Source organism: Filobacillus milosensis (assembly GCF_004402015.1).
GTDB lineage: Bacteria > Bacillota > Bacilli > Bacillales > Alkalibacillaceae > Filobacillus > Filobacillus milosensis.
In genome coordinates this window covers 25,578-50,418 of record NZ_SOPW01000007.1, presented here as the reverse complement: position 1 = coordinate 50,418, position 24,841 = coordinate 25,578, and the positions used below count along the sequence as shown (strand labels likewise).

At 35.7% G+C, this 24,841-nt stretch carries 30 protein-coding genes and 1 riboswitch; of the genes, 23 read left to right on the top strand and 7 right to left on the bottom strand.

What is annotated here, in order from left to right; translation table 11 throughout:
• Positions 1 to 87: 87 nt before the first annotated feature.
• The 10 genes from E3U55_RS07860 (at position 88) to E3U55_RS07815 (ending at position 10,118) form a co-directional block, all read left to right on the top strand.
• Complete coding sequence (locus E3U55_RS07860; RefSeq protein ID WP_134339887.1) at positions 88 to 1,137, top strand: ATP synthase beta subunit C-terminal domain-containing protein; 1,050 nt, start codon at positions 88 to 90, stop codon at positions 1,135 to 1,137.
• Positions 1,138 to 1,230: 93 nt separating this feature from the next.
• Entirely contained in the window at positions 1,231 to 2,124 is an 894-nt protein-coding gene (locus tag E3U55_RS07855) for a hypothetical protein (protein ID WP_134339886.1), read from the top strand.
• 153 nt (positions 2,125 to 2,277) lie between these two features.
• Positions 2,278 to 3,240 (top strand): ring-cleaving dioxygenase, encoded by a 963-nt coding sequence (locus tag E3U55_RS07850; RefSeq protein ID WP_134339986.1) that lies wholly within the window; start codon positions 2,278 to 2,280, stop codon positions 3,238 to 3,240.
• Between the two features lie 79 nt (positions 3,241 to 3,319).
• Positions 3,320 to 4,042, top strand: a complete 723-nt coding sequence (locus E3U55_RS07845) for a 3-ketoacyl-ACP reductase (protein ID WP_134339885.1) — start codon at positions 3,320 to 3,322, stop codon at positions 4,040 to 4,042.
• Between the two features lie 397 nt (positions 4,043 to 4,439).
• Positions 4,440 to 5,591 carry an acyl-CoA dehydrogenase family protein gene (locus E3U55_RS07840; RefSeq protein WP_134339884.1) on the top strand — a complete coding sequence of 384 codons (1,152 nt, stop codon included), beginning with the start codon at positions 4,440 to 4,442 and terminating at the stop codon, positions 5,589 to 5,591.
• Positions 5,592 to 5,806: 215 nt separating this feature from the next.
• On the top strand, positions 5,807 to 7,330 hold the full coding sequence (locus tag E3U55_RS07835) for a DEAD/DEAH box helicase (RefSeq protein WP_194840846.1): 1,524 nt from the start codon (positions 5,807 to 5,809) through the stop codon (positions 7,328 to 7,330).
• A gap of 23 nt (positions 7,331 to 7,353) precedes the next feature.
• A complete protein-coding gene (ytzI, locus tag E3U55_RS07830; RefSeq protein WP_407644104.1) occupies positions 7,354 to 7,503 on the top strand; it encodes a YtzI protein in 150 nt (49 codons plus the stop codon).
• A 546-nt stretch (positions 7,504 to 8,049) separates the two neighbouring features.
• Positions 8,050 to 8,787, top strand: coding sequence for an SDR family NAD(P)-dependent oxidoreductase (locus E3U55_RS07825; RefSeq protein WP_228547504.1), 738 nt, complete (start codon positions 8,050 to 8,052; stop codon positions 8,785 to 8,787).
• Complete coding sequence (locus E3U55_RS07820) at positions 8,768 to 9,775, top strand: S-adenosylmethionine:tRNA ribosyltransferase-isomerase (RefSeq protein WP_134339881.1); 1,008 nt, start codon at positions 8,768 to 8,770, stop codon at positions 9,773 to 9,775. Before E3U55_RS07825 ends, E3U55_RS07820 begins: the two co-directional genes overlap by 20 nt.
• A gap of 7 nt (positions 9,776 to 9,782) precedes the next feature.
• The gene (locus E3U55_RS07815) at positions 9,783 to 10,118 is read left to right on the top strand and encodes a VOC family protein (protein WP_134339880.1); all 336 of its coding nucleotides are present in this window, start codon (positions 9,783 to 9,785) and stop codon (positions 10,116 to 10,118) included.
• 38 nt (positions 10,119 to 10,156) lie between these two features.
• Here E3U55_RS07815 and E3U55_RS07810 read toward each other — a convergent pair whose 3' ends face one another.
• Both E3U55_RS07810 and E3U55_RS07805 read right to left on the bottom strand, forming a co-directional pair.
• On the bottom strand, positions 10,157 to 10,630 hold the full coding sequence (locus E3U55_RS07810) for a thioredoxin family protein (protein ID WP_134339879.1): 474 nt from the start codon (positions 10,628 to 10,630) through the stop codon (positions 10,157 to 10,159).
• Positions 10,630 to 11,055, bottom strand: a complete 426-nt coding sequence (locus E3U55_RS07805; protein WP_134339878.1) for a disulfide oxidoreductase — start codon at positions 11,053 to 11,055, stop codon at positions 10,630 to 10,632. Before E3U55_RS07805 ends, E3U55_RS07810 begins: the two co-directional genes overlap by 1 nt.
• A gap of 174 nt (positions 11,056 to 11,229) precedes the next feature.
• On the opposite strand from E3U55_RS07805, the gene E3U55_RS07800 reads away from it, so the two are divergent.
• From E3U55_RS07800 to arsC, 3 genes are all read left to right on the top strand, one after another.
• Entirely contained in the window at positions 11,230 to 11,574 is a 345-nt protein-coding gene (locus tag E3U55_RS07800; RefSeq protein ID WP_134339877.1) for an ArsR/SmtB family transcription factor, read from the top strand.
• A gap of 223 nt (positions 11,575 to 11,797) precedes the next feature.
• A complete protein-coding gene (locus E3U55_RS07795; RefSeq protein ID WP_134339876.1) occupies positions 11,798 to 13,090 on the top strand; it encodes an arsenic transporter in 1,293 nt (430 codons plus the stop codon).
• Between the two features lie 16 nt (positions 13,091 to 13,106).
• Positions 13,107 to 13,529 (top strand): arsenate reductase (thioredoxin), encoded by a 423-nt coding sequence (gene arsC / locus E3U55_RS07790; RefSeq protein ID WP_134339875.1) that lies wholly within the window; start codon positions 13,107 to 13,109, stop codon positions 13,527 to 13,529.
• Between the two features lie 265 nt (positions 13,530 to 13,794).
• Here the strand turns inward: arsC and E3U55_RS07785 are convergent, their stop codons facing one another.
• Positions 13,795 to 14,421, bottom strand: a complete 627-nt coding sequence (locus tag E3U55_RS07785; protein WP_134339874.1) for a lysoplasmalogenase — start codon at positions 14,419 to 14,421, stop codon at positions 13,795 to 13,797.
• Positions 14,422 to 14,492: 71 nt separating this feature from the next.
• Between E3U55_RS07785 and E3U55_RS07780 the strand changes: the two genes are divergently transcribed.
• The 3 genes from E3U55_RS07780 to E3U55_RS07770 are packed head-to-tail and all read left to right on the top strand — an operon-like array spanning position 14,493 to position 16,196.
• On the top strand, positions 14,493 to 14,987 hold the full coding sequence (locus E3U55_RS07780) for an NUDIX hydrolase (RefSeq protein WP_134339873.1): 495 nt from the start codon (positions 14,493 to 14,495) through the stop codon (positions 14,985 to 14,987).
• A complete protein-coding gene (locus tag E3U55_RS07775) occupies positions 14,950 to 15,501 on the top strand; it encodes a DUF4269 domain-containing protein (RefSeq protein ID WP_134339872.1) in 552 nt (183 codons plus the stop codon). The genes E3U55_RS07780 and E3U55_RS07775 overlap by 38 nt, the downstream gene beginning before the upstream one ends.
• An 11-nt stretch (positions 15,502 to 15,512) precedes the next feature.
• A complete protein-coding gene (locus E3U55_RS07770; protein ID WP_134339871.1) occupies positions 15,513 to 16,196 on the top strand; it encodes a class I SAM-dependent methyltransferase in 684 nt (227 codons plus the stop codon).
• A 54-nt stretch (positions 16,197 to 16,250) separates the two neighbouring features.
• Here E3U55_RS07770 and E3U55_RS07765 read toward each other — a convergent pair whose 3' ends face one another.
• On the bottom strand, positions 16,251 to 17,030 hold the full coding sequence (locus E3U55_RS07765; protein ID WP_134339870.1) for a SurA N-terminal domain-containing protein: 780 nt from the start codon (positions 17,028 to 17,030) through the stop codon (positions 16,251 to 16,253).
• Between the two features lie 256 nt (positions 17,031 to 17,286).
• On the opposite strand from E3U55_RS07765, the gene E3U55_RS07760 reads away from it, so the two are divergent.
• The 5 genes from E3U55_RS07760 to E3U55_RS07745 all read left to right on the top strand — a co-directional run bounded on the left by E3U55_RS07760 (position 17,287) and on the right by E3U55_RS07745 (position 19,432).
• Positions 17,287 to 17,484: a cold shock domain-containing protein gene (locus E3U55_RS07760; protein ID WP_134339869.1), complete on the top strand. Its 198-nt coding sequence runs from the start codon at positions 17,287 to 17,289 to the stop codon at positions 17,482 to 17,484.
• A gap of 78 nt (positions 17,485 to 17,562) precedes the next feature.
• Positions 17,563 to 17,790, top strand: coding sequence for a GNAT family N-acetyltransferase (locus E3U55_RS17895; protein ID WP_323740404.1), 228 nt, complete (start codon positions 17,563 to 17,565; stop codon positions 17,788 to 17,790).
• Positions 17,791 to 17,793: 3 nt separating this feature from the next.
• The gene (locus tag E3U55_RS17890) at positions 17,794 to 18,030 is read left to right on the top strand and encodes a GNAT family N-acetyltransferase (protein ID WP_323740409.1); all 237 of its coding nucleotides are present in this window, start codon (positions 17,794 to 17,796) and stop codon (positions 18,028 to 18,030) included.
• A 39-nt stretch (positions 18,031 to 18,069) separates the two neighbouring features.
• Positions 18,070 to 18,948, top strand: coding sequence for a GNAT family N-acetyltransferase (locus E3U55_RS07750; protein ID WP_134339868.1), 879 nt, complete (start codon positions 18,070 to 18,072; stop codon positions 18,946 to 18,948).
• Between the two features lie 67 nt (positions 18,949 to 19,015).
• Positions 19,016 to 19,432, top strand: coding sequence for an organic hydroperoxide resistance protein (locus E3U55_RS07745; RefSeq protein ID WP_407644103.1), 417 nt, complete (start codon positions 19,016 to 19,018; stop codon positions 19,430 to 19,432).
• A gap of 42 nt (positions 19,433 to 19,474) precedes the next feature.
• On the opposite strand, the gene E3U55_RS07740 is transcribed toward E3U55_RS07745, so the two are convergent.
• Positions 19,475 to 20,059, bottom strand: a complete 585-nt coding sequence (locus tag E3U55_RS07740) for a 3D domain-containing protein (RefSeq protein ID WP_228547502.1) — start codon at positions 20,057 to 20,059, stop codon at positions 19,475 to 19,477.
• Between the two features lie 331 nt (positions 20,060 to 20,390).
• Here E3U55_RS07740 and E3U55_RS07735 point away from each other — a divergent pair, with 331 nt between their 5' ends.
• Complete coding sequence (locus E3U55_RS07735) at positions 20,391 to 20,963, top strand: NADPH-dependent FMN reductase (protein WP_134339866.1); 573 nt, start codon at positions 20,391 to 20,393, stop codon at positions 20,961 to 20,963.
• A gap of 85 nt (positions 20,964 to 21,048) precedes the next feature.
• Here E3U55_RS07735 and E3U55_RS07730 read toward each other — a convergent pair whose 3' ends face one another.
• Positions 21,049 to 21,819, bottom strand: a complete 771-nt coding sequence (locus E3U55_RS07730; RefSeq protein ID WP_134339865.1) for an enoyl-CoA hydratase — start codon at positions 21,817 to 21,819, stop codon at positions 21,049 to 21,051.
• Positions 21,820 to 21,829: 10 nt separating this feature from the next.
• Positions 21,830 to 23,071, bottom strand: a complete 1,242-nt coding sequence (locus E3U55_RS07725; RefSeq protein WP_134339864.1) for a helix-turn-helix domain-containing protein — start codon at positions 23,069 to 23,071, stop codon at positions 21,830 to 21,832.
• A gap of 158 nt (positions 23,072 to 23,229) precedes the next feature.
• Positions 23,230 to 23,414: riboswitch (cobalamin riboswitch) on the top strand.
• A gap of 441 nt (positions 23,415 to 23,855) precedes the next feature.
• Here E3U55_RS07725 and E3U55_RS07720 point away from each other — a divergent pair.
• Entirely contained in the window at positions 23,856 to 24,839 is a 984-nt protein-coding gene (locus E3U55_RS07720; RefSeq protein WP_134339863.1) for an ABC transporter substrate-binding protein, read from the top strand.
• The last annotated feature ends 2 nt before the right edge of the window (positions 24,840 to 24,841 follow it).

The following is a 24,841-nucleotide window of genomic DNA, read 5'->3' as shown; positions in this document are numbered from 1 at the left end:
AAAATAATTACTTTATAAAGAAAATAACTTGCTTTTAAAAGTAAAATGAATTACTATATAAAGTAACAAGTGGAAAGGAGGAATTTCATGGAAGAGAATATCAAATTAAATGTTGAGCTCTTAAGAAAACGAGTGCCTAACTTAACCGTTGCAGCCAAGTCTGTAGGATTAAGACCGGCAACAGTTTCAAACTTAAGTACAGGAAAAATACCTCTAGGTCAGGCAAAAGTGAAAACGTTAACCAGCCTTGCAGAATTAGCGAACTGTACGGTTGATGAACTGATTATAAGGGGAGATCAAATGAAAAATTTAGAAACAGGAATTAAGGTTATTGATTTGTTTGCTCCAATTGTGCGTGGAGGAACAGTAGGGTTAGTTGCTAGACCTGGTATGGGTCAGCTGGTTGTACTTGCAGAAGTTTTTTATCGTATGAAAAAGTCAGGTTTTAAAACAGTATTTTGTATGCTGGAAGAAGAGGTAAGTGGTGATGAAGGACCAATCGAAAATGCGGATTACTATAGCACAAATATTAATAAAGTCAAAAATAAAATCAAAGAGTTACTTGAAACAGATGAAGTAGTATTAGGTGTAGATCGAAGCAAATACCTGACAGATGAGTTTCAAGATTTCTTTGAAGAGTTTGATGGTGTAGAAGGATCAAAACTGACTTTCTTAATTGTTGATACATCTGGTGATGCTGTGGATGAAGATTTACCTTATGGTCCACTCGATACATTGTGGCATTTTGATATGAGTTTGGCTTCAAGAGGAATGTACCCAGCCATTGATTCATTACAATCAGTGTCAATTATGGTTGAAGAACCAAACATTGATGAAAATCATTTAAAAATGCAGCTTTTAGCGCAAAAAGTTTTAAGAAGATATCGTGAGCTTACTTATATTGTGGAGCATAGAGGATTAGATCGGTTATCTGATGAGGATCAACTAACTTATAAACGTGGCCAAAGGTTAGAAATGTACTTTACTCAACCGTTTTATGTGGCTGAACCATTTACAAATAAAAAAGGAGAATGGGTCTCCACCGACGATCTATTAGCTGACGTAAAAAATATACTAGAAGGTAAACATGATCAAGTAAATCTAGATGAATGGAAATTTGTTGGAAGCATTTCATAAAAATTAGTTAATTACTCCATAAAAAATGTTAATATATTATTATATTTGGTGATTTCTAATCGGAAATCACTTTTTTATTTGGGGGATGGAAGCATGAGTAACATACATAAAATAATTATTGGGATACTTGTTGGTAGTTTGGCTTTGAATTTAATATTTTTCTTTGTGATATTAGATCAGGTAGGTGAAACAAAATATTATAATAATAATCAAAATGTAACCCAACAAATACAGGGATTACAAAATGATTTGCATCGACTTAGTAATCAAGTTAATGACATTCATCAATCCAATCAATGGGTCACTTATGAACAATTTGAACCTAATCCTGACTCTTCAACAATGGAAGAAATTCAGGTTGACTTTGAATGGGCATTTAAAGAGTTAGAAAACAACGCAGAAATCTCATTTTTATACCGTGAAGAAGGAGAGAAGCAGTGGAATGAGCTTTCAGTTGACCCATTGAATGGATTGAATTATAGTGCTCAACTGAAACTAAAGCCATTTGAACATTATGAATATCAAATATTGAGTGAAGGTGAGGTCGCACGATCGACAGATATTAAAACTGTCCCGTCCCATCTTTACTCACCTGAGCCATTACGCATTATGGAAATAGGCGCAAATGGTGGTGCTCCAGGGAATGTAGATTACTTTAGTATCCAATTAGTACAATCTAATTCAATTTTTCCGTTTTTTAAACCAGAAGAAATAACCGCCAAGATACTAAGGTCAAATGGAGAAGTGGTTGAGAGAAAACTTTCTCAAGGTCTAATGGACAATACTGAAAATAAAAAAATGCGAGAAGAATTAAAAGTATCTAAAGAGCAAGAGAATTATTGGAATTTGGAAGTCGACGATATAGAAGACATTGCTTCAGTTAATTTACGAGTTGAATATGCGAATGGTGTTGTGCATCAAGGTGAAGTTTTTCCTAATGGGATGGAATTCAGACAGAGTATTGAAAGCCAATGGTATGGAAAATAAATACGTCTAAAAATAAACATTCCTAAGTGAATGTTTATTTTTTATGGTGGGGACTCAAATTTTAATCAAAACAATTTATTTTGAATTCAAGATATTTTTTGTTAATATATTAATTATAGGAAACCTTATCATTAGAAAGGGGCTTTTACATTGATGAATTTATTAGGTATTCACCATTTATCTGCGCTTACAGCGAATGCGCAGAATAACGTAGATTTTTATACAAAAATATTAGGTATGAGAATGGTTAAGAAAACAGTTAATCAGGATGACCCATCTGTTTATCATTTATTTTACGGAGACGAAGTAGGTAATCCTGGAACGGAGCTGACGTTCTTCGAAATTCCGAATGCAGGTCAAAATCATGATGGTAACCGTAGTATCTCGACAACATCGTTACGTGTTCCAAATGATGAAGCACTAAGGTATTGGGAAAAACGATTAAATGAGCATGATGTTGAAAACGAAGGCATTGTCGAACAGTTTGGTCGCAATGTTATCCCATTAAAAGATTTTGAAAATCAGCGTCTAATCCTTGTGTCTGATGAAAATAATGAAGGGGTTCCTGGCGGGACACCTTGGGAGAAAAGTGAAGCGGAACCTAATTACGGAATTATTGGGCTTGGACCAATCCACTTAACTATTCCTGAATTAGAATCCACTGAAGCGATCTTAACGAAAGTCATGGGCTTCCGTCGCAAAGGTGAATATAAACATCACTCAACAGGTCAAGAAGTCATTGTATTTGAAACAGGTGAGGGAGGAACAGGAGCTGAGCTTCATATCCATGTTCGCACAGATTTACCTCAAGAACGATTAGGTCGTGGTGGAGTTCACCATGTGGCATTCCGCGTGAAAGATGAAGAAACCATCCGTGAATATTTAGAGCAATTAAACGAAATTGGAATGGGTAATTCAGGTTTTGTTGACCGTTTCTATTTCCGTTCCGTTTACTTCCGCGAACCAAATGGTATTTTGTTTGAATTAGCAACTGATGGACCAGGTTTCGCGACAGATGAAGATGTTGATCACTTAGGTGAAACATTAGCTCTTCCACCATTTTTAGAAGATCGTCGAGAAATGATTGAAAGAACTTTAAAACCAATTAATTACTAAAGACAAAGCCGCAACAGTTGTTGTGGCTTTTGTTATTCCATAAAATAGCTATAAGACATATTAGAGAAAGGTTGGTTAGATGGGACAAGACATTAAAGGTAAAATTGCATACGTAACAGGTGCTGGATCAGGAATTGGAAAAGCAACTGCTATAGAGTTAGCTAAAGAAGGTGTGCATGTCGGGCTTATCGCGCGAACAGAAAATAAATTGGCACAAGTTGCTGAAGAGGTTAGACAATACGGTGTAAATGTTGAATATGTAGCTGTCGATATTACTGACCTTAACGCAGTCAACCAGGCAATAGCTGAGTTAAGGGAGAATCTTGGCCAAGCAGATATTTTAATTAATAACGCCGGGATTGGTTCAAAAGGACATTTAGTCAATTCAGATCCTGATGAATGGAAAAAGCCTATTGAAGTGAATGTGTTTGGAACTTACCATGTCACAAAAGCTGTTCTTCCTGATTTAATAGATAAGAACAAAGGTGACATTATCAATATATCATCCAGTAACGGGTTAAAGGCGACCGCGGGATCCTCGGCATATAGTGCATCAAAGTTTGCCGTGCAAGGGATGAGCGAAGCTTTAATGCAAGAGGTAAGACATAATAATATTCGTGTATTCACAATGAATCCAAGTTTAGTTGCAACGGAGCTAGCATTTGGTGGGCATTTAGAAGAAAAGAATGAAGATAAATTTATGCAGCCAGAAGATTTGGCTGAGTATATGGTGGCACAATTAAAACTTAACCAACGTATCTTCATTAAGCAATCACTCCAATGGGCAACTAACCCATTTTAATCAATAAAAAAAGCGCACGGGCTTAAACCTGTGCGCTTTTGCTATTCCCTTTACGATTAATCCAAGGATTAAGTTCGTATGGAAGTAGCTGATCATTTAGATCAAAAGGCAAATAAAGCGGAGAATTCGACCACGAATGTCTACTTAAATATTTAGTCGGAAAGATCCCTTCAAACGGGTGTAATAAAGGTTCGCTAGTATTATATGTCCGTTCAGTTTAAGGAACCGATACAGATGCCCCTAAATGCTTCAAAATAATGAAATTGCCTAGTCTTTTATTTCGTAGATCATTGAATAAGTATCAAGACCTTAACATTTTTAAAAAATGTGCTGATGTATTAAGCTAAAACCTAGTAATTACATAAGATATCTTATTACTTGCGAAGGGAGTCTTATAATGGAACTTGATAATATATATATTAAAAGTGAACGTCACTTAAATTTATACCATCGCGCATTAAAATTGTCTAAAAAGTTGAAGACATATGCAGATGAAGCAGATCGTCAAGGTCGCTTTTTGCCAGAAACAGTGTGGACATTAAAAGAGCATGAGTATTTATCAATTGTTTTGCCAAAGAAATATGGTGGAGAAGATTTAACTCTATACGAATGGTTAATTATGCAAGAAAAAATTGCAGAAGGTGATGCAGCTACAGCATTATCAGTTGGATGGCATAATGGTATTTTAATGGAATTAAAAGAAGGTAAGTTGTGGTCAGAGGAAAACTTTGATTGGATTGCTCGAGAAGCTGAAAATCAAAAGTTATTTAATCGAGCCTCAACAGAAAAAAATACCGGTAGCCCTACACGTGGAGGCAGGCCAGAAACTGTAGCTGTTAAAGTTGATAACGGTTATGTATTAAATGGCAGAAAAACCTTTACCACTATGGCTGATGTTCTGGATTACGTCATAGTTTCAGCTTGGATTGAAGATGAAGAGAAAATCGGCTGGTTTGCTGTAGATATGAAGTCACTAGGTGTATCCGTTGAACAAACGTGGAATACTTTAGGTATGAGAGGTACAGCAAGCGATGATTTAGTACTTAATGATGTACGCGTTAGTTCAGAACGATTAGTTGAGCGAAAAGGAAAAAAATCTGCACCTAAAGGCTGGTTACTACATATACCAGCGTGTTATTTAGGAATTGCTAGAGCTGCATTAAATGATGCAGTGACTTTTGCAAATGAATTTCAACCGAATAGTCTGGACCACCCTATTTCTAAAGAGTCTCATGTACGTCAAAAAATCGGTGAGATGGATCTGATCTTAAGACGTGCGAGAAATTATTTATATAGCATTGCAGAAAAGTGGGATCAATACCCAGAACAACGTGAGTATTTAGCAAAAGAATTGGCAGTCGTTAAGGTAACAGCAACTAATGATGCAAATAAAGTTGTCGACCTAGCCATGCGTATTGTTGGAGGAAGAGGTTTGTCTAAAAATTATCCTTTTGAGCGATACTATAGGGATGTTCGAGCTGGTTTGCATAACCCACCGATGGATGATTTAATTCTTGAACAACTGGCATCTAGTTTGCTTGATAATTAAGTTGACTTTCAATATTGAAACAGTTATACTGAATTGTCTTATGAAAAGTTCGGAAATTTTTTGTTTTAGTAATCCTTCATAAAATTATCGATATTAAGGAAAGCTAACTTTAGATTAATATGAACAGTGTCTCCAGCCCCACGCCTGGAGGCTGGAGTCAGACGAGTTTTTCATTATTAAGATAAATATGCTTATATAATTTAGGAGGAAAAAGATTGACAGCATTTAAAGATTTTAATATTGGTGAGGATATTGTAAAAGCATTATCAAATATGGGCTTTGAAAACCCAACACCAATTCAGGAAAAAGCAATTCCGGTAGCTTTAGAAGGCCGGGATATGATTGGACAAGCACAAACAGGAACAGGGAAAACAACCGCTTTTGGTGTCCCAATGATTGAAAAGATGGACATGAGCCAGTCTAAAGTACAAGGATTGGTTATTGCACCAACTCGTGAATTAGCGATTCAGGTTGGGGAAGAACTAAACAGAATTGGTCAAAATAAAGGCGTGCGTACAGTGCCTGTTTATGGTGGGCAAGACATCCGTAGACAGATTAAATCACTGAAGAACCGACCTCAGATTGTGGTTGCGACACCTGGTCGTTTATTAGACCACATTCGTCGTAAAACGATTCGTTTAGACGAAATTCATACCGTTGTTTTAGATGAAGCGGATGAAATGTTAAATATGGGATTCATTGAAGATATTGAAGCAATTATGGCTGAAATACCTTCAACATACCAAACACTACTTTTCTCGGCGACGATGCCTAAGCGTATTCAGAATTTAGCTGAGCGTTTTATGAATCAACCTGAGGTAATAAAAGTAAAATCTAAGCAATTAACGGTTGAGAACATTGAACAATTCTATATAGAGGTAAAAGAACCTCAGAAATTTGATGTTTTATGTAAATTGTTAGATATTGAATCACCTGACTTAGCGATTATCTTCGGTCGTACGAAGAAGCGTGTAGATGAATTAACAGAAGGACTATTAAAGCGTGGATATTCTGCAGAAGGTATTCATGGTGATATCACTCAGCAGAAGCGTGAGCGTGCGATTAAGCGTTTCAAAGATCAAACAACTGATATCTTAGTAGCGACGGATGTAGCAGCTCGTGGACTAGATATTTCTGGTGTGACTCACGTTTATAACTTTGATTTACCGCAAGACCCTGAGAGTTACGTTCACCGTATTGGTCGTACAGGTCGTGCAGGTAACAAAGGGCAGGCACTTACATTTATTGTACCAAGAGAAATAGAACATCTTAAAAACATTGAAGAACTAACGAAGCATAAAATGACTCGTAAACAAGTTCCTTCATATGATGATGTACTTGAAGGTATTCAGCAAGCAACTCGTGATGATTTACTGAAAGCTTTAGAAGATCAAGATTTTCAAAAGTACAAGCGTGTCGCAGAAAATTTATTGGATGAGTATCATTCAGTAGATGTTGTAGCTGCAGCATTAAAATTATTAGCAAGAGAACCGGATCGTACACCTGTTAAGTTATCAGCCGTTTCACCTTTACGCGTGAAGAAAGTACGCCAAGGTGGAAAAGGCGGCGGAGGTAATCGTCGCCGAGGCGGTGGAGGCCGTCGTGGTGGCGGTGGTGGAGAACGCAATCGTGGTGGTAACCGTGGAGGCCGTGGTGGAGGTCGTCGTGATGACCGTCGATCTAATGACAACCGTGGACAAAAAGGTAACCGTAAACGTCGTAATTCCAACAATGGCTAGAGGTGTTTAGGATGTTCAAAGTAATGTTAATTTCAATTGCTATCGTAATTTTAGTACTTGTTTTAACTATTTACGCAATATCCAAAGGTTATTCTTATAATCATAAAGTCGACCCACTGCCTAAAAACAAAAAGAAAAACACGAATAATCATGAAACTAATGATCAGACTTGAGATAAGGGCTGTCCTAAAAAAAGGGCAGTCCTTTTTTCATACCTCAAAACAACTGAAATTTTAGTTAAAGCTGAAATTACTTCATTAATCCAAATTGTAACTTGATTAATCTAAGATCTAACTCGATTAATCTAAACTACAACTTCATTATTCAGACTGCCAACTCAATTAATACGACTTTTAACTACATTAACCCAGGAAAAGTAAGGCTCACACTTAAGCGGTAATCAATCTTGAGTGCAGCTTAATATCCTGTTAAAAGTTAATGATACTATGTTAATCCAAAGTAGAACTTCATTAATCTAGCAAACAACTCGTTTAATTAAAACACAAACTTCATTTATCCGAGTAACAACTCAATTAATCTCACCACAAACTTCATTAATAAAAAATAAGGCTCTCTTTTAGGTGAGAGCCCCTTCTACGTCAAAAGTCGTAGAATCATTTAAGCCATTTTAATGAAAAAACTTACACGAAATCTCCGATGTCCTGTGAGTTCAATCCACGTATGATATGGATAAACACTTACAAAAAGGAGAGATTTTTATGAATAGAGTAGTTGCTATTACTGGGGGAACAAAAGGTCTTGGTCGAGCTTTGGCGCAAGCTTTTGCTAGAGAAGGGGATGTAATCGCTATATGCGCCCGTAATGAATCAGGTTTAGAGGAAATGAGTCAGTTATTAACTGAGCTGGATGTTGACTTTTTAACTATAAAAGCAGATGTTTCAAAAGAGGTTGATGTTGAAAAATTTGTATCCAGTATAGAAGCTAACTGGGGAAGAATTGATTTGTTAATAAATAATGCTTCAACCTATGGAAACAAACCGACATTATTAGCCGATTATCCAACCAATACTTTTGAGGAAGTCATGCAGGTCAATGTCATGAACCCATTATATTTAACTCAAAGAGTGTTACCTGGAATGTTAACTAGAAATGAAGGCATGATCTTAAATGTAACTTCTGAAGCGGGTCATACTGGTTATGCCGGTTGGGGTGCTTATGGCGTCTCTAAGTTTGCTTTAGAAGGTCTAACAGAGATTTGGTACGACGAATTAAAAGATTTTAATGTGAGTATTAAAATGGTTGATCCGGGTGAGATGGATACTGAAATGCATGATTTAGCTGTACCAAATTGTGATTATGAATTATCAGACCCAAATGATGTTGCTAAGGCTTTTGTATATTTAGCGTCTGAAGCCGGTAGTCAAATGGAAGCTGTTAGAGTGAAGGCTGATGATCTTTTGAAAGAGGTGTCTCAGCATGACATTAAAAACATTTGAGATTCCTAAGGAACTGAATGCTTCTGTGCCAGCAGAATATCGTAACGGTTCACGTGATCAAGTGAAGTTAATGGTGACTGAAGGTGAAGAAACGAGTTTTTCTGAGTTTCAAAATTTAACGAACTATGTAAAATCCGGAGATGTCATGATCTTTAATAACACACGAACCATTCCTGCTGGCTTAAAAGCAACATACAAACAAAAGGAAGTCGAATTTCGTTTATCTCAACAAATCGATGAATTCACATGGGAAGGTTTTGTCTTAAAAGAAGAAATGATGATTGGTGAGCAACTCATCGTCACACCTGACCTTACGTTTACTATAGTTGGTTATGGCGGTGAAAAGCCGTTAGTTCAATTACAAAGTAATATGAACAGTAAAGATACAATGATCGGAGTCATCACGCTGGGAGAACCTATTCGATACGATTATATTAATCATCCTTACCCGATTAATACTTATCAAACGGTGTATGGTTCCATTCCGGGTTCGATGGAGATGCCATCAGCTGGAAGGGCGTTTACTTGGGATATGTTAAATAAATTAAAATCCAATGGTGTAAACATAGGTTTCATCCAATTATATACGGGGCTAAGTTATTATGAAAAAGACCAGTGGCCTAATCCCTCAAACCATCCAGAACGATATAATGTATCTCAAGAGGTGGTTGATCTAGTAAATAAAGCAAAACATGAAGGCAGACGTGTCATTGCCGTAGGTACAACAGTGGTAAGAGCACTGGAGTCGGCAGCTTTAAATGGCACTTTATTTGAGCAGAATGACGAATATACTAATTTGTATGTCAATGCTAAATATGATAGACAAATAGTCGATAGTTTATTAACAGGTCTTCATGAGCCTGAGGCCAGTCACTTAGATATGTTAACGAATTGGATTGAAAAAGATCATTTAATTGATTTATATCATGATGCTATGAAACGAAGATTCCTTTGGCATGAATTTGGCGATTTACACTTAATCTTGTGAAGTGAATATGAACATTCATCATATTGGTTTTGAAGTCATCCAATTAGATAGAAGTGTTCAATTGTTGAAGCAGGAATTTGGCATGCGGGTCGTTAAAGAGTTAGATTGGTTTGATGAACATCTTGTGTTTTTAATGGATGAACAAGACCATCTGATTGAGCTCGTGCAAGGAGAAAGTTTTGAAAAGCATATCGCCTACTATGTTAATGATCTACAGAAGTGGATTCATGAAAACCAGGGAGAAAAAGTAGATGGTCCATTCCCCGTCTTAAATGGTGAAACAGCATTTATTAAAACAAAAAATCATTGGTATGAAGTGTGTTCATTTAAAATTGAATCATGACATAGAAAAGGACTTTGCAGTTACGCAAAGTCCTTTTTTTAATTATTAATGACGTGTTCTTCGAAAAATGCCTGAAACTGTTCATTTGGTGCAGCACCTTTAATACGTGCAACCTCTTCGCCGTTTTCATAATGAACTAGGGTTGGTGTAGCCTGGATGTTGTACTCATTCCAGCCCTGTTGGAACTCTAATAAATTATACTGCTGAATATCAACGCTTAATTCTTCTGCTAAAGGCATCAAGCGAGGTGTTGTTTCTATACAATAATGACACTCAGGGCTGAAGAAATAAACAGTTACACTTTCTTCAGACTGAAGTTTCTCCTCTAAGTCCTCTGGAGTAATGATATTTTGATAATTTGGGTTATCTAATAACTCGACTGTTGAATTTTTTAGAGAGGATTTCCCGTATGGATTATCTTCCACCTCTTGCGTCTCTGCCATGTTCGTTAACAAAGCAGTTACGATAAATAACACAATAATAACTGAACCAAAGATCAGTAATTTTTTCATTATGAATCCTCCTTCATAGATTTCCAAATAATTATGGAAGTAATCAAAATCATTAAGAAAGCTGTTCCCGCCAATAACGGAATGGTTACGAATCCAAACCAATTAATGTACGAACCGGTACATGAAACTTGTCCACATGTTGGTGCAGAGTCCTGTAAAGCTTCTAACTTTTGAATAGAAAAATGATAGCCAGAAACAAGAAGACCAATAAATGATAAAGCAGTTGAATAGTACGCTACTTTTACATCTTTAATGACAACACCAATGAGTAAAACAATAACCATTGGGTACATAAAAATCCGTTGGTACCAACACATTTCACACGGGACATACCCTCGTATCTCTGAAAAATATAAGGACCCTAAAGTTGCAATAAAAGCAACGATCCATGCAAAAATCATTAGATTTTCCTGTTTTTTATTCATATCTTCACCTACTAATTATATACACAAAGATTATAGTATGAATTTTACTAGAAAGTAAGTAATTTGTTTTGTTATTTTGTAAAGAATTTATGAATTTTAAATAAATCCATTGAAAATGTAATTATAGAATTATATTATTATATAAGCAATTACTTATATGAGGTGATCCGGTTCATGGAAAAAACTTATCTGACTGTTGAAGAAGCGGCACAAGCTTTAAAACTTCTAGGTGATAAAAACCGCCTGTCAATTATGCGTTATGTGTCTGTTGATGAATGTTGTGTATGTGAGTTAGTTGAGTTACTAGACATCTCCCAACCGGCAATGAGTCAGCATCTTAGAAAATTAAAAGATGCCAAGCTTGTGAATGAAAAACGTAAAGGTCATTGGGTGTTTTATTCAATTAATAAAGAACATCCAGGCTACACTATGGTTCAGGGTGTACTTGCAAGTTTGCCGAATGGAAAAGAAGACTTAGAAGAATTATCAAATAATAATATGAGAATTATTTGTGATTAATACAGAAAAACTTTATTAAAGTTTAGTGTTGTTTATAAGCTACAGGCGGACGCTTTCCGCGGGCACGGCTCAAGCCTCCTCGGCAGAATATCACTGCCTGCAGGGTCTCGAGGCTCGTGCTGTTCCCACAGGAGTCGCCGCCTTTCGCTCAACTTTTCATTATTATTTCTTTAATAACAACATTGAACTTTGACTGAGAATAGATAAAGAGAGGGAGTTTTACGTGGAAATTTTTGCAGCCATAATTATTTTCTTAATTACACTAACTTTGGTTATATGGCAGCCTAGAAATCTAGGAATAGGATGGTCTGCCTGTGGTGGTGCTATTGTTGCCTTATTATTTGGTGTTGTGAACTTCGGTGATGTGATTGCCGTAACAGATTTAGTTTGGAATGCAACACTTGCGTTTATTGCTATTATTCTTATTTCATTGATTTTAGACGAAATTGGTTTCTTTGAATGGTCCGCGTTACACATGGCTAGAATAGCGAATGGAAGTGGACTGAAAATGTTCATTCTCGTGACGTTATTAGGTGCTGCAGTTGCTGCCTTGTTCGCAAATGATGGAGCAGCCCTGATTTTAACACCGATTGTTTTATCAATGGTTCGTGCCTTGAACTTCAAAGAAGCTATGATCTTACCATTTATTATGGCAAGTGGATTTATAGCGGATACAACATCATTGCCGCTCATTATTAGTAACTTAGTGAACATTGTATCAGCTGATTTCTTTGGCTTAGGCTTTACAGAATACTTAATCAGAATGGTTATTCCTAACTTGTTCTCGATCGTAGCAAGCATCGTTGTACTATATTTATTTTTCAGAAAGTCAATACCGAAAGATTATGATATAGAAAAATTAAAAAGACCTGAAGAAGCCATTAAAGATCATAAGATGTTCAGATTATCATGGGCTGTACTGGCATTATTGTTAGTTGGATATTTTGTAAGTGAATTTGTTGAAATCCCAGTATCATTTGTAGCTGGAATAATCGCTGTCTTTTTCTTATGGATGGCTAAACGTAGCCCTGCTGTACCTACTATGGAAGTAGTTAAAGGTGCACCGTGGGCAATCGTATTTTTCTCAATTGGAATGTATGTTGTTGTTTATGGTCTTCGTAATGTCGGGCTAACTGATTTACTTGCACAAGTGCTGGATGTCGCTGCAGACCAAGGGTTATTTGTTGCAACTATCTCAATGGGCTTCATCGCAGCTATATTGTCATCTGTGATGAATAATATGCCGACAGTTATGATTGATGCTTTAGCGATTGCTGACACGAATACCACAGGAGCTATTCGTGAAGCGCTTATTTACGGGAACGTGATTGGAAGTGACTTAGGTCCAAAAATCACACCGATCGGTTCATTAGCGACATTATTATGGTTACACGTTCTATCCAAAAAAGGGATTCACATATCTTGGGGATATTACTTTAAAGTTGGAATCATTTTAACTGTACCAGTGCTATTCTTTACGCTATTAGGTCTATATGTATCATTATTATTAATATAAAAGCGAGGGATTCTTGATGGGTAACAAACCTATTTTATATTTTTTATGTACAGGTAACTCTTGTCGAAGTCAGATGGCTGAAGGGTTAGGGAAAGAAATTTTAGGTGATGAATGGGAAGTTCATAGTGCGGGAATTGAAGCACATGGCCTAAATCCAAAAGCAATTGAAATGATGAACGAAATTGGGATAGATATTTCCAATCAGGAATCATCAATAATCGACAGAGACGTTTTAAACCATGCAACCTTTGTGGTTACCTTATGTGGTGATGCGCTAGATAATTGCCCGGCAATCCCGCCCAGTGTAAAGCATGAACATTGGGGGCTAGTTGATCCGGCTAAGGCTGAAGGAACTGAAGAAGAGGTTGATCAAGTATTTCGTGATGTTCGTGATGATATTAAAGAGAGAATAGAAGAACTAAAGACCTCCTCAAAATAAGAGCCATAAAAGCAACGTCCTAACTCACATGCGTGATTAGGACGTTTGTTTTTGTATTGAAGGCTAAAGTGTTAGGAATCAGAATAAATATTTACTAGAAAGATTTAGCGGTTACTAGAAAATACAGGTGCTTTACTAGACAAACTGGACTAAATACTAGAAAAAATTAATGTTTTACTAGAAGAAATAAGTGAGATACTAGACAAAATTAAATATTTACTAAAAAGTTTACCTAAATACAAGAAAGCAGCCTTATAAGATAAAATTATTCCTCTGAATTAAAATACTTAATGCTATAAGCTATGAAAAACTGTGCACTGTAATAAAATAGCATGATTAAAACACTTGAATAAGGTACATCTGTCACAAACATATTCCAGGCTAAAATTGAATCGGATATGACAAATAAAATAGCACCTATTGCAGCGTACATGTTTCGAGTCATGACAGCGGACCAGGCCATTACAGATAGCATAACCATATACAACGTTACTGGTACAACTAATGATTGGTCAGTTATTGATTTTAAAACACCGTTTCCAATAATATAAGCATAGATCACGATTGGTAATAAGGTGAGCGTACGGACAAAAGAAGAACGCCATTGAATAAAGAATCCAATTAAATAAAAAATGTGTGCAATGAGAAATGACGTTAAACCTATTACAAACCATTGTAGTGTAATGTCGCCTATAGCGCTAAAAATCAATCCTATAATAATTGCATAATGGACAAAAACTTTACGTTCCGGTAAGTTGTAAAAAGCGTATAAAATGATTAATATAATTGGTAAAACTTTAAAAAACAGTTCGACTGCAATAGGTGCATTAGGTAGTAAAAAAATATAAAAAATTGCCGAAAGCACGACAACCCATGGGAGTATTCTTAGCATTTTAGTACACTCCTTTTTAAAGAAATATATTCAAAAAATATAAAGAAAATTACGAAAAGGGGAATGGAAAATTGTTCAAATACACCATATGCTTTATAAAACAAGGGAGTTCCATTTTATTAATCAATCGTCAGAATCCCCCTAATATGGGTCATTGGAATGGCGTTGGAGGAAAAATTGAAGTTCAGGAAGCACCTCTTGAATCCGTTGCAAGAGAAATACAAGAAGAAACTAACCTCACCATAAGTAAAGAACAAATTTCTTATAAAGGTGTCGTATCATGGGATTCAGATCAAAGTGGAACTAATGGGATGTATGTTTTTAAAGCAGAGATCGATGAAAATTTGAACTATGAAACTCCAAAGCAGACAGATGAAGGTATTTTAGATTGGAAAACCATAGATTGGGTGTTGGATGAAAATAACTTAGGAATTGGACAAATGATTCCTAAATATCTACCTGCTGTTTTAAATGAAAACCATTGTTACATTCATCACTTCACCATAGAGAATAAAAGTGTAATATCTTATGAACACAAGGAGGATACTAAGTTTGCAAGGAATTAATTATTTGAAAAATGGTTCGGCTACTCAAAAACAGGCTTATAAAGCTATAATAGAGCTTAATATAATGAATGATTTATCTGGTTATAACCCTGTTCTTTGTGGTACGATACCGCTCAATATTAATACGTCAACTTCGGATTTGGATATTATATTAGAAGTCCATGACTTTAACAGTTTTGAAATTGAGGTTCAATCTTTATATAGTGACTACAAAAGTTATTCGATGAAAAACTACGAAGTAAGAGGTACTCCTACATACAAAGTTAACTTTGTATGTAAAGGCTTTGAGTTTGAATTGTTTGCTCAGCCAGTTCCAGTACATAATCAGCATGCATATCAACATATGATTATTGAAGAAAATATTATTAAGCAAAATCCACGTGTAAAAGGAGAGGTACTTAGGCTTAAGGAACAAGGTGTGAAAACGGAGCCTGCATTCTGTAAAGTCTTGGGTTTGAAAGGTGACCCTTATCAGGGGTTAATTGAATATGGAAAAAAGAATAATATGATTTAGGGTGTGAAATGATGACAACGACAAAATGGCAATCAGATGCTAAACAAAAGTGGGATGATCGTGCGACGTTTTGGCATGCAAAAAGTAAAGAGATGTGGGATAACGGAAGTCGGAAATCTATTGTTCCATTTTTTAAGAAACATGTTCCAAAGCAAGCCAAAGTTCTTGATTTAGGGTGTGGAGATGGTTATGGCTCTTATAGACTTTGGAAAGAGGACTATGATGTGACAGGCGTAGATTTATCAGAAGAAATGGTGAAGCTTTGTCAACAACACGTAACAGATGATATGAATCATCTTCAATTTTTGCAAGCTGATATGTTGAGTTTACCTTTCCAAAATGAATCGTTTAACGCTCTTATGGCTATTAATGCCATTGAATGGACTGAAGTGCCTAATAAGGCTTTACATGAGTTACTTCGAGTTGTAGAACCTGGTGGTTACTTATGTGTTGCCATTCTTGGTCCAACGGCTGCACCAAGGATAAATAGTTACGATCGTCTTTATGGTAAAGATGTGATTATGAACACGATGATGCCATGGGAATTTAAACAATTAGGTGAAGAGCAAGGGTTAAGTTTAATTGATACACATTATGTTTATAAACAGGGTGTCAGCATGCAACATGTAGGTTCTTTATCTGATGAGTTAAAACAATCTTTAACTTTCATGACTTTATTTATGTTTAAAAAGTAGTGATGTATATGAAAAAGCTACCCTATTCAGTTAGGGTAGCTTTTTTAGTCATCATTATATTAAGATTTCTACATCATTTTCTTCACGTAATTGCTTTAGAAGCGCTTGAGTTTTTTTGCTTTCTTTTTGGCTTTTCACTTGACCTTTAAGTGATTTTTTCATTTCTTCTAAACTTTTAGCTTCTTGTTCAGCTTTTTTCATTTGTGCTTTGTACTTGTCATATGCTTCTTGAATTTCTTTATCAGAAACAGTTGGTTCTTCAATATTTTTCTCTAAATACTTTTGTGTGAGTAAATTTATGCGAATATCTTCTTTTACTTCTTTTTCACTTGTGTCGTACTTTTCAAAAACTTTGCTGACATCTTCTGCTTCATTCGATTTCTTTAATTGGTCAACAGTTTTTTGATATTCTTTATTGATTTCTTCTTCACTTGGTTTAATCCCAGACTCTTTGGCTGCTTGTTTAACAAGTTCAATGTTGATTAAGTTATCTAAAGCTTGTTTTTGAATTTGATCAGCAAATTTAGAAGGATCTTGTCCCATCATTTGATACTGCTGTAGGAAATAACCTTCAGTTTCTTTTAACTCTTTTCCTGTAATCTCTGCATCATTTACTTTAGCTACTACTTTATCATCTGCTATATCTTCAGAAGGTGTTTTGGCTTGTTTATTGCCTTCTTCTTTACCTTCACCTTCACCATTATTTTTATCTTCTTGACTTTGCTCTTGATCTTGGTTATCTTGATTATTTTCAGTATCGCCTTCATCTCCACCACAAGCGGCTAGGAAAGCTGTTAACATCACAATAAGGATTGCTGTTAAGAACTTCTTCATGAATAAACACTTCCTTTTGTTCTATATTAGGTTTCGAGTATGAATTGTAGCATATTGTCGTAAGATGACACAAGTTATATCAACTATGTTAAATAATTGTAATATTTATCGAATCCCTTGCATTTTTAGACTAAAAGGAGTAAAGTATTAAATGTACGAAGTAATTGGTATCGATGTTTACTGAATGACCTCTTTTAGGAAGTCTAAGTAACAGGATTCAATTGTTTTGTAGTAATTTTAAAGGAGGTCATTTTAAATGACAGGTACAGTAAAATGGTTTAACGCAGAAAAAGGTTTCGGTTTCATCGAACGTCCAGACGGAGATGACGTTTTCGTTCATTTCTCAGCTATTCAAGCAGACGGTTTCAAAACTTTAGCTGAAGGCCAAGACGTTGAGTTCGAAATCGTTGAAGGCGATCGCGGACCTCAAGCAGCTAACGTTGTTGCTAAATAATAGACGATAAGTTAAACATTAAGACGCACGTAAATGCAAATTTACGTGCGTTTTTTATATAGGTTAAGGAGTGACAGCATGTCTTGGATGATTAAATCATTTAGTGAGTTATCAAATCATGAGTTATACAATATTCTAAAATTACGCGTCGATGTATTTGTTGTTGAACAGAATTGTCCATATCCAGAATTAGATGGTTATGATCCTGAAGCTCTACACTTGTTTTCAAGAGAAGGAAGTCAAATTACTGGATATTGTCGTTTAATTCCACCTAATGTGAAGTTTGAAGAGGCCTCTATTGGGTGAGTAATCACAGTATCTGATGAAAGACGTTCAGGAAGAGGTACAAAGATGCTTGAAGAAGCATTGAGGTACATTTCTCAAGAATGGAATAATCCTAATATAAAGATAGAAGCTCAGTCACATTTACAGCAGTTTTATGGGAAATGTGGTTTTAAAACTATTTCTGAAGAGTTTTTAGAAGATGGTATCCCACATGTTGAAATGCTTTTTAAAGGAAATTCAACAAAAATAGCAGGAAATTAAAGGGTCATTGTTTAAATTAACCATTAGGATGTGATAATTATGGATAACTTAACTTTTAAACGAGTTTCAGACTGTTCGCTTAATGAATTAGTTGATGTTTGGAATCGAGGTTTTGAAGGATATTCGGTTGATGTAACGATGACACCAGAAGCTTTTTTAAAGCGTATGGTATCGGAAGACCTTAGTCCAAGTGACTCTGTTGTTGCTTTCGATGAACAAAAAGCTGTAGGTATAATTATGAACGGCTTTAGAGAAATCAACGGAAAAACCTATGCTTGGAATGGTGGAACAGGTATTGATACTGACTATCGTGGTAAAGGTGTTAGTCAACAATTAATGGATGAGGTTGATCATCTTTATCGTGAGAAAAATGTAGACGTAGCAGTTCTTGAAGCAATTTCAACTAATGCCAGAGCAATTAAGCTTTATGAAAAACACCATTATGAATTGGTTGAACGTTTGACTTATTTTAAAGGTCCGGAAGATCAACAAGATATTTCGGTAATTCATGATTATGATTTGGAGATCCATCGTGTACCTAAAGAAAAAATTAGGATACTTTCCTTCTATCAAGAAGATATGCCGTGGCAAAATCAGCTGGAAAGTTTAAAGGATGGATTTTTCTACATTCTTTATGACCGTGATCGTCCAATTGGTTATGCGACAACAAAAGAAAATTATAACTCTAATGGTCGTTTGCAAGCTGTTCAGTTATTTCAAGTAGGGATAGAACCAGCTTTAGAAGAAGATGATTTATTATTAGTTACTTTTTTACATCGAATTTTTAGGTTGGATCTTAATGAAGTAAAACGACTGGTTGTTAATTTTCCTAACCAACAAGACCATTGTTTAGATGCTTTTCATCAATTAGGTTTTCAAAAAATGATCGAACAAGTACATATGAAAAAGACCTATTAATGAATGAAAAGCAGCTTTTTAGGGTAAGCAGATAATAGATCTTAAAAAGATAAAGGAGTGTTTATTGATGACTAAACTATTTACTTCTAAAGCGACAGCAAAAGGTGGTCGTGGTGGCCATGTTAAGTCAGATGATGGAATTATAGATTTAAATGTTGTGATGCCAACTGAAAATACGGATGAAACAGGTACAAACCCTGAACAGTTATTTGCGGCAACATATTCGACTTGCTTTGATGGAGCCTTAAACTTAGTGGCTAAAAATAATGATAAAGATATTGATTCAACCACTACTGCAGAAGTTTCGTTTATGAAAGATGAATCAGATGGTGGTTTTAAGATTGAAGTAAAGCTGATTTGTGAAATCAGTGGCGTATCACAGGATGAAGCTGATGATCTTGTAAAAGAAGCAAACAAAGTATGCCCATATTCAAAAGCCACACGAGGTAATATTGATGTTGAATTAGAAGCTAAAGCAAAATAATATTAAAAATCACTGAGGGCAATAATCCTCGGTGATTTTTAATTAATCTAAGATTTTTACTCGAACCTGTCGAACGCCGTAGCGTAATGCATCTGCTTCTTTTGGAATAAAGATGTCGATTCGTTTACCTTTAATGGCTCCACCAATATCTCCAGCTATGGCAACACCATAACCTTCAACCCAAACTCTTGAGCCTAATGGAATAACATTAGGGTCGACCGCAATCACTTTTTGGTCTGGATTACTTCTTAAGTCTTGTCCAGTATAAGTGGTCCCGCTACATCCATCACAGAAAGCTGTATACGCTGTCGCAGTTACATAGAACGCTTCGTTTTCTGATTCCTGACTTGCCTGTTGAATATTATCTTTGTCTACTTGTTTTGATTGTTGTTGTTTTTTATCTTGATTTGATTGAGCTGTTGTAGCTGGCTGTTTTTCTTCCTCAACCAATGATATTTTTCCTTTTGCTGTAAGGTTACTCTTCGATGTTTCAAAGAAACTTACTTGATGTTCACTTGCTCCTGTATGATTCTCTAATGTTGAATTATTCGTAGATGCACTCATTGGAGAACTAAACACCATTAGCATGACTATGGCAAATGCCACACTAACTAGAAGTTTATTCATGGATTCCCCTCCAATTGTGACTAAAGTTCTAGTGAAAAAGAAACACTTTATCTTTCACCATTGGCTAGTATATCAGCTGATAATCACAAGTCAATTACAAAGCTTGTACAGAGAGGTAACAATTTTATTACAAAAGTATTAGTATTAAAATGAGCTAATATTCACATTGATAAATGCGGTGAAATCAGGTAACAGTTGGAGTTTTATTAGTTGACGTATTATACTTGGATGGTTTTATACTTGAAGTAGTTATAGTTGTACATATAAACAATTTAAAGAATATGAAATAGAATAATAATAGAGGTAGCGGGTTGAGGAAGGAGACATCACGTTGAAAATCTTATTAATTAACGGCACGATTGTTGGAGAAAAAACAAAAGTGCTGTTAAATGAAGTGGAAAAACAATTGATTGAGTATATACCTTCAAATCAAATAGAGATCATACATTTAGAAGACTTGAAGCTGGAGTTTGCGGATGGACGTACAAAAGAACAATACAATGAAGACACACATAAGCTGATTGATGAGATAGAATCTGCGGATGGTTATATCATTGCTTCCCCTATTTTTCAAGGGTCTATACCTGGAGTTTTAAAGAATGTTTTTGATTTAATTTCGCCAAAAGGCATGAGATATAAACCAGTATCCATCTTAGCGAACGGCGGTACATTTCAACACCACCTAGTAGTTGAGAATCAATTAAAACCTATATTAGATTATTTTAAGTGTTTGGTCACACCTAATTATGTTTATGCACAAACTTCACATTTTTCTCACACGAATGAGTTAATCGATGAAGACGTAGCCAGACGCATTCAGGAATTAGCACGAGTTTTTCATCAGTATTTAAATATGAGTCGTGACTTGCGAGAAGGTCATGATGATTCAATAGCTGACTATTAAAAATCTACTGTATATACCAGTAGATTTTTTTATGTAAAAAGAACCATAAACAAACACTCAAGCTAGAGGGCTTGAGTGTTTGGAACTACTCACCTATAAAATTAGGGTTTCTTTTTTCAATAAATGCTTGGATTCCTTCTTGATGATCTTTTGTTTGGCGCATAAGTGCCTGCCCTTTAGTTTCTTGATCTAATACTTCTTCAAGTAAAGGCAGCTGTTTATTATTTAATATTTTTTTCGTTTCAATCATCGACATTAATGGGGAATGGCTTAATTTAGTTAAGTACGTTTCTAAGGCTTTTTCTAAATGACTAGTTGCTAGATCAACCAATCCAAAAGGCTGTGCTTCTTTTGCTGTCATCATTTTACCTTCCCAAATGGTTTGCTTTGCTTTTACTGGTCCTAATCGTTGCTCCATATAAAAATGACCGCCACCATCTGGAATTAAACCAATTCCGATGAAGTTCATCGCTATTTTCGCATCCTCATCTGCAATGATATAGTCAGCTGCAAGGGCCATGCTTAACCCTAAACCAGCTGCAGCTCCATTGAGTGAAGCGATTGTTACTTTCGGCATTGTGTAAAACAACGTACTACAGTTTTTGATCGTTTTCATAACCTGTTTAAAGCCTTCTGGATCAGTGTTTTGTAACATAGTTTTCACATCGCCACCTGCAGAAAATGCCTTTCCAGCACCTGTAAGTACTACTACTTTTGAATCATCGTCCTTAACTTGTTCAAGAACCTTACTTAGTTCTTCAAGCAATTCTATATTCATAGAGTTCAACTGTTCTGGTCGATTCAAAGTTATATAAGTGATTTTCCCTTCTCTACGAACTAATACGGTGTCTCCCATAATTTCACTCCTAATTATTAATGTTAGTTAATCTTTTGTAATATTCAATTGCTTTTTCATATTCTTGTTTTTCTGTATATACTTCAGCCAATAATTCTAAAAGCTCTTGAGTTAATGCTGTTTCACCAACGCTTTTATAATAAGGTAATATCACGTTTTCTGCTCGATCAATAAAGGCCTGGTCATGTGTTTTATTATAGAGTTGATGCTTAAGAATATAAAAGCGGTGACGTATTTTTGTTAGATTTGATCCTTGTAATTTGGATTCACCCTGTTTTATATATTCTTCAGCTAAATGGTGTTCTCCTTTTTGAAAGTAGATTTTTGCAATCATAATTGTTGAATGTGCGACATCATATAAATTTTCATGATGTTCTAAAGCATCATGTAAAAATTTGAGCGCTTGATCTAGATCACCCCTTCTTTCATGCATAATTCCAAGGTTATGAGTGACTCGAGAATGGACTGTTGGTGAGTCGCCCATAGGTTTAGATTGCAGAACTTGCTGAAGGTATGTTTCTGAGATATCAAAGGCACCTAGATTTAAATAATTTATGCCTAATAAATGATAGCAGTCGGTTACTTTTCGGTAGAGCAAGTCATTAGCATACTGTTCTAAAGCCATTCCTACGTAGTAATTTGAATAAACAGGTTTTTGCATACCCATATAAGATAATGCTAAAAGATAATATATTTCAGGATCCCTTAAATTTTGCTCTTCTAGAATTTCTATAGCTTTATGGAAATATTGATTGGCCATCTTTGAATTAAGGTGGCAGTTATAGTAAAACCCAACAATTTTATAAAAATAAAAGAGCTTTTCTCCTTTAAAAGTATCTTCTAAATTCATTAATTCTTGAAGGTTCATCGATAACTTGTTCGTAGTGTCTTGTACGATTAAATAGTAGAAGTGAATCAACTGAAAGTATTTTTGTAAGTCAGGGTCATGGAAGGGGGTGATAATTTCTTTTAATTCATTAACAATTGATTTCGCCTGATCCAGTTGTTTATTAGAAATATGTTTATAAAGCTGATTAATTTGATTATGTATAGTTGGTACATCATAAGAGGTTAATTTTTCATAATCCATTTTTAAACGTTCAAATAATAGTTCAACCGTATCTGGCTTAGGTTCGATTGCACCGCTTTCAATCTTACTAAGATATGATACTGAACATACACCGTTTGCTAGTTCTTTTTGAGTAAGCCCGTTTTTAGTACGATAAAATTGAATCATTGAGCCTAATTCCATATGAATCACCCTGTATATAGATTGGTTAATTTTAATAAAATATGTATAAAAGCCTAGTATTCTACTCAAATATTATCACAACTTAGTCTAGAAAAATATTAATTCCACTCGTTAATTGACTTAATTGTAAATTAAGATTAATATAAAATTATTCAATTAAATATCCGAAGTAAAAAGGTGTAAACATTTCGGTGTTTACTTAAAAGGGAAGTTCGGTGAGAATCCGACGCGGTCCCGCCACTGTGTATGGGAAGCGACTAATCAACCACTGTTTATGATGAATGGGAAGGGATTAGGAGTGTTGACCCTAAGCCAGGAGACCTGCCTTTTTATTTTAGCTCGTTTTCCTTCGGGGTTAAAAGGAAAGGCTATGTTATAGTTATGTGGTTGTATTATGACAAACCATGCCTTTGTTTCCTTACCTGAGGAAGCGAGGGCATTTTTTATTTTGGAGGCACTGTTAAAGCTTAATGTTGGTAAAATAGAAAAAACGAAAGTAAGAAATTTTTCTGCGAAAAGCGAAAGGCGGCGACTCCTGGTCGACTAACTTCGGCCACGTCCTGTGGCCAACGTCGACACTTGACCGTCCAGGTCTTCGCGGGAACAGCGCGAGTCTCGAGACCCCACAGGGATGCGCCTGCGATTACTCGGCGCAAGGCAGCAAAGAAGCGAATTCAATGTAGTAGCCTGGCTCGAGCCGTGCCCGCGGAAAGCGTACGCCTGTAGCGATTCGCAGAATCTACAACAGGCATTAACATTGCCATTTTAGAAAGGGAGATTTTACATGCAGAAAAAATTATGGTTATTGATGCTAACGTTGGTGTTAGCTGTCGGGTTAACAGCTTGCCAAGAAGAACAGTCAAATGGAGGTTCTTCAGAACAGGGAAATGATAAAGTAGAAGAAAAAGAGAATCAAGAAACAAGCGAAAATAGTGATAATGAAAGTTTTCAATCAGTAACATTGACTGATAAATCAGGAACTGAAGTTACAATTAATGAAAAGCCAGAACGCATTGTTTCAGTCTTACCAAGTGCAACCGAAATTGTATATTCAGTTGGCGCTGGCGAAGAAGTAGTCGGTGTATCTAAATGGGCGAACTACCCTGAAGAAGTACAGGATGTAGAAAAAGTCGGAGATCAACAGTTAAGTATAGAAAAAATTGTTTCACTCGAACCTGATTTAGTCGTTGCGGATTTAAATAATGGTGATGATGTAGAGGCACTACGTAATGCCGGCTTAAACGTATTAGTATTAGGTTCGCAAAACTTAGAATCTGTTTATGAAGATATTGATCTAGTCGGTCAAGCGACAGGTAATGTTGAAAAGGCTCAAAGTATTATTTCACAAATGAAATCAGAAGTAGAAGACGTTCAGAACGCCGTGAGTGATTTATCAGAAGACGAGAAAAAAGATGTTTGGATAGAGGTTGGACCAGAACTTTATTCAGGTGGCGACGGATCATTTATTGATGAATTAATTACTTTAGCGGGTGGTAATAATATCATTGGCGATCAACAAGGATGGCCACAAGTTAGTGAAGAAGTGGTGTTAGAAAGAAATCCAGATGTGATTATCACAACATATGGATATTACGTAGAAGATGCAGTTGAGCAAGTTCTAGCACGTAAAAATTGGCAAGATGTAAAAGCTATTCAAGAAGAGCAAGTATATGATTTCCATGGAGATTTATTAACACGACCAGGCCCACGTTTAACAGAAGGCTTGAAGAAATTAGCACAAACATTGTATCCAGAATTGTTTAATTAAAA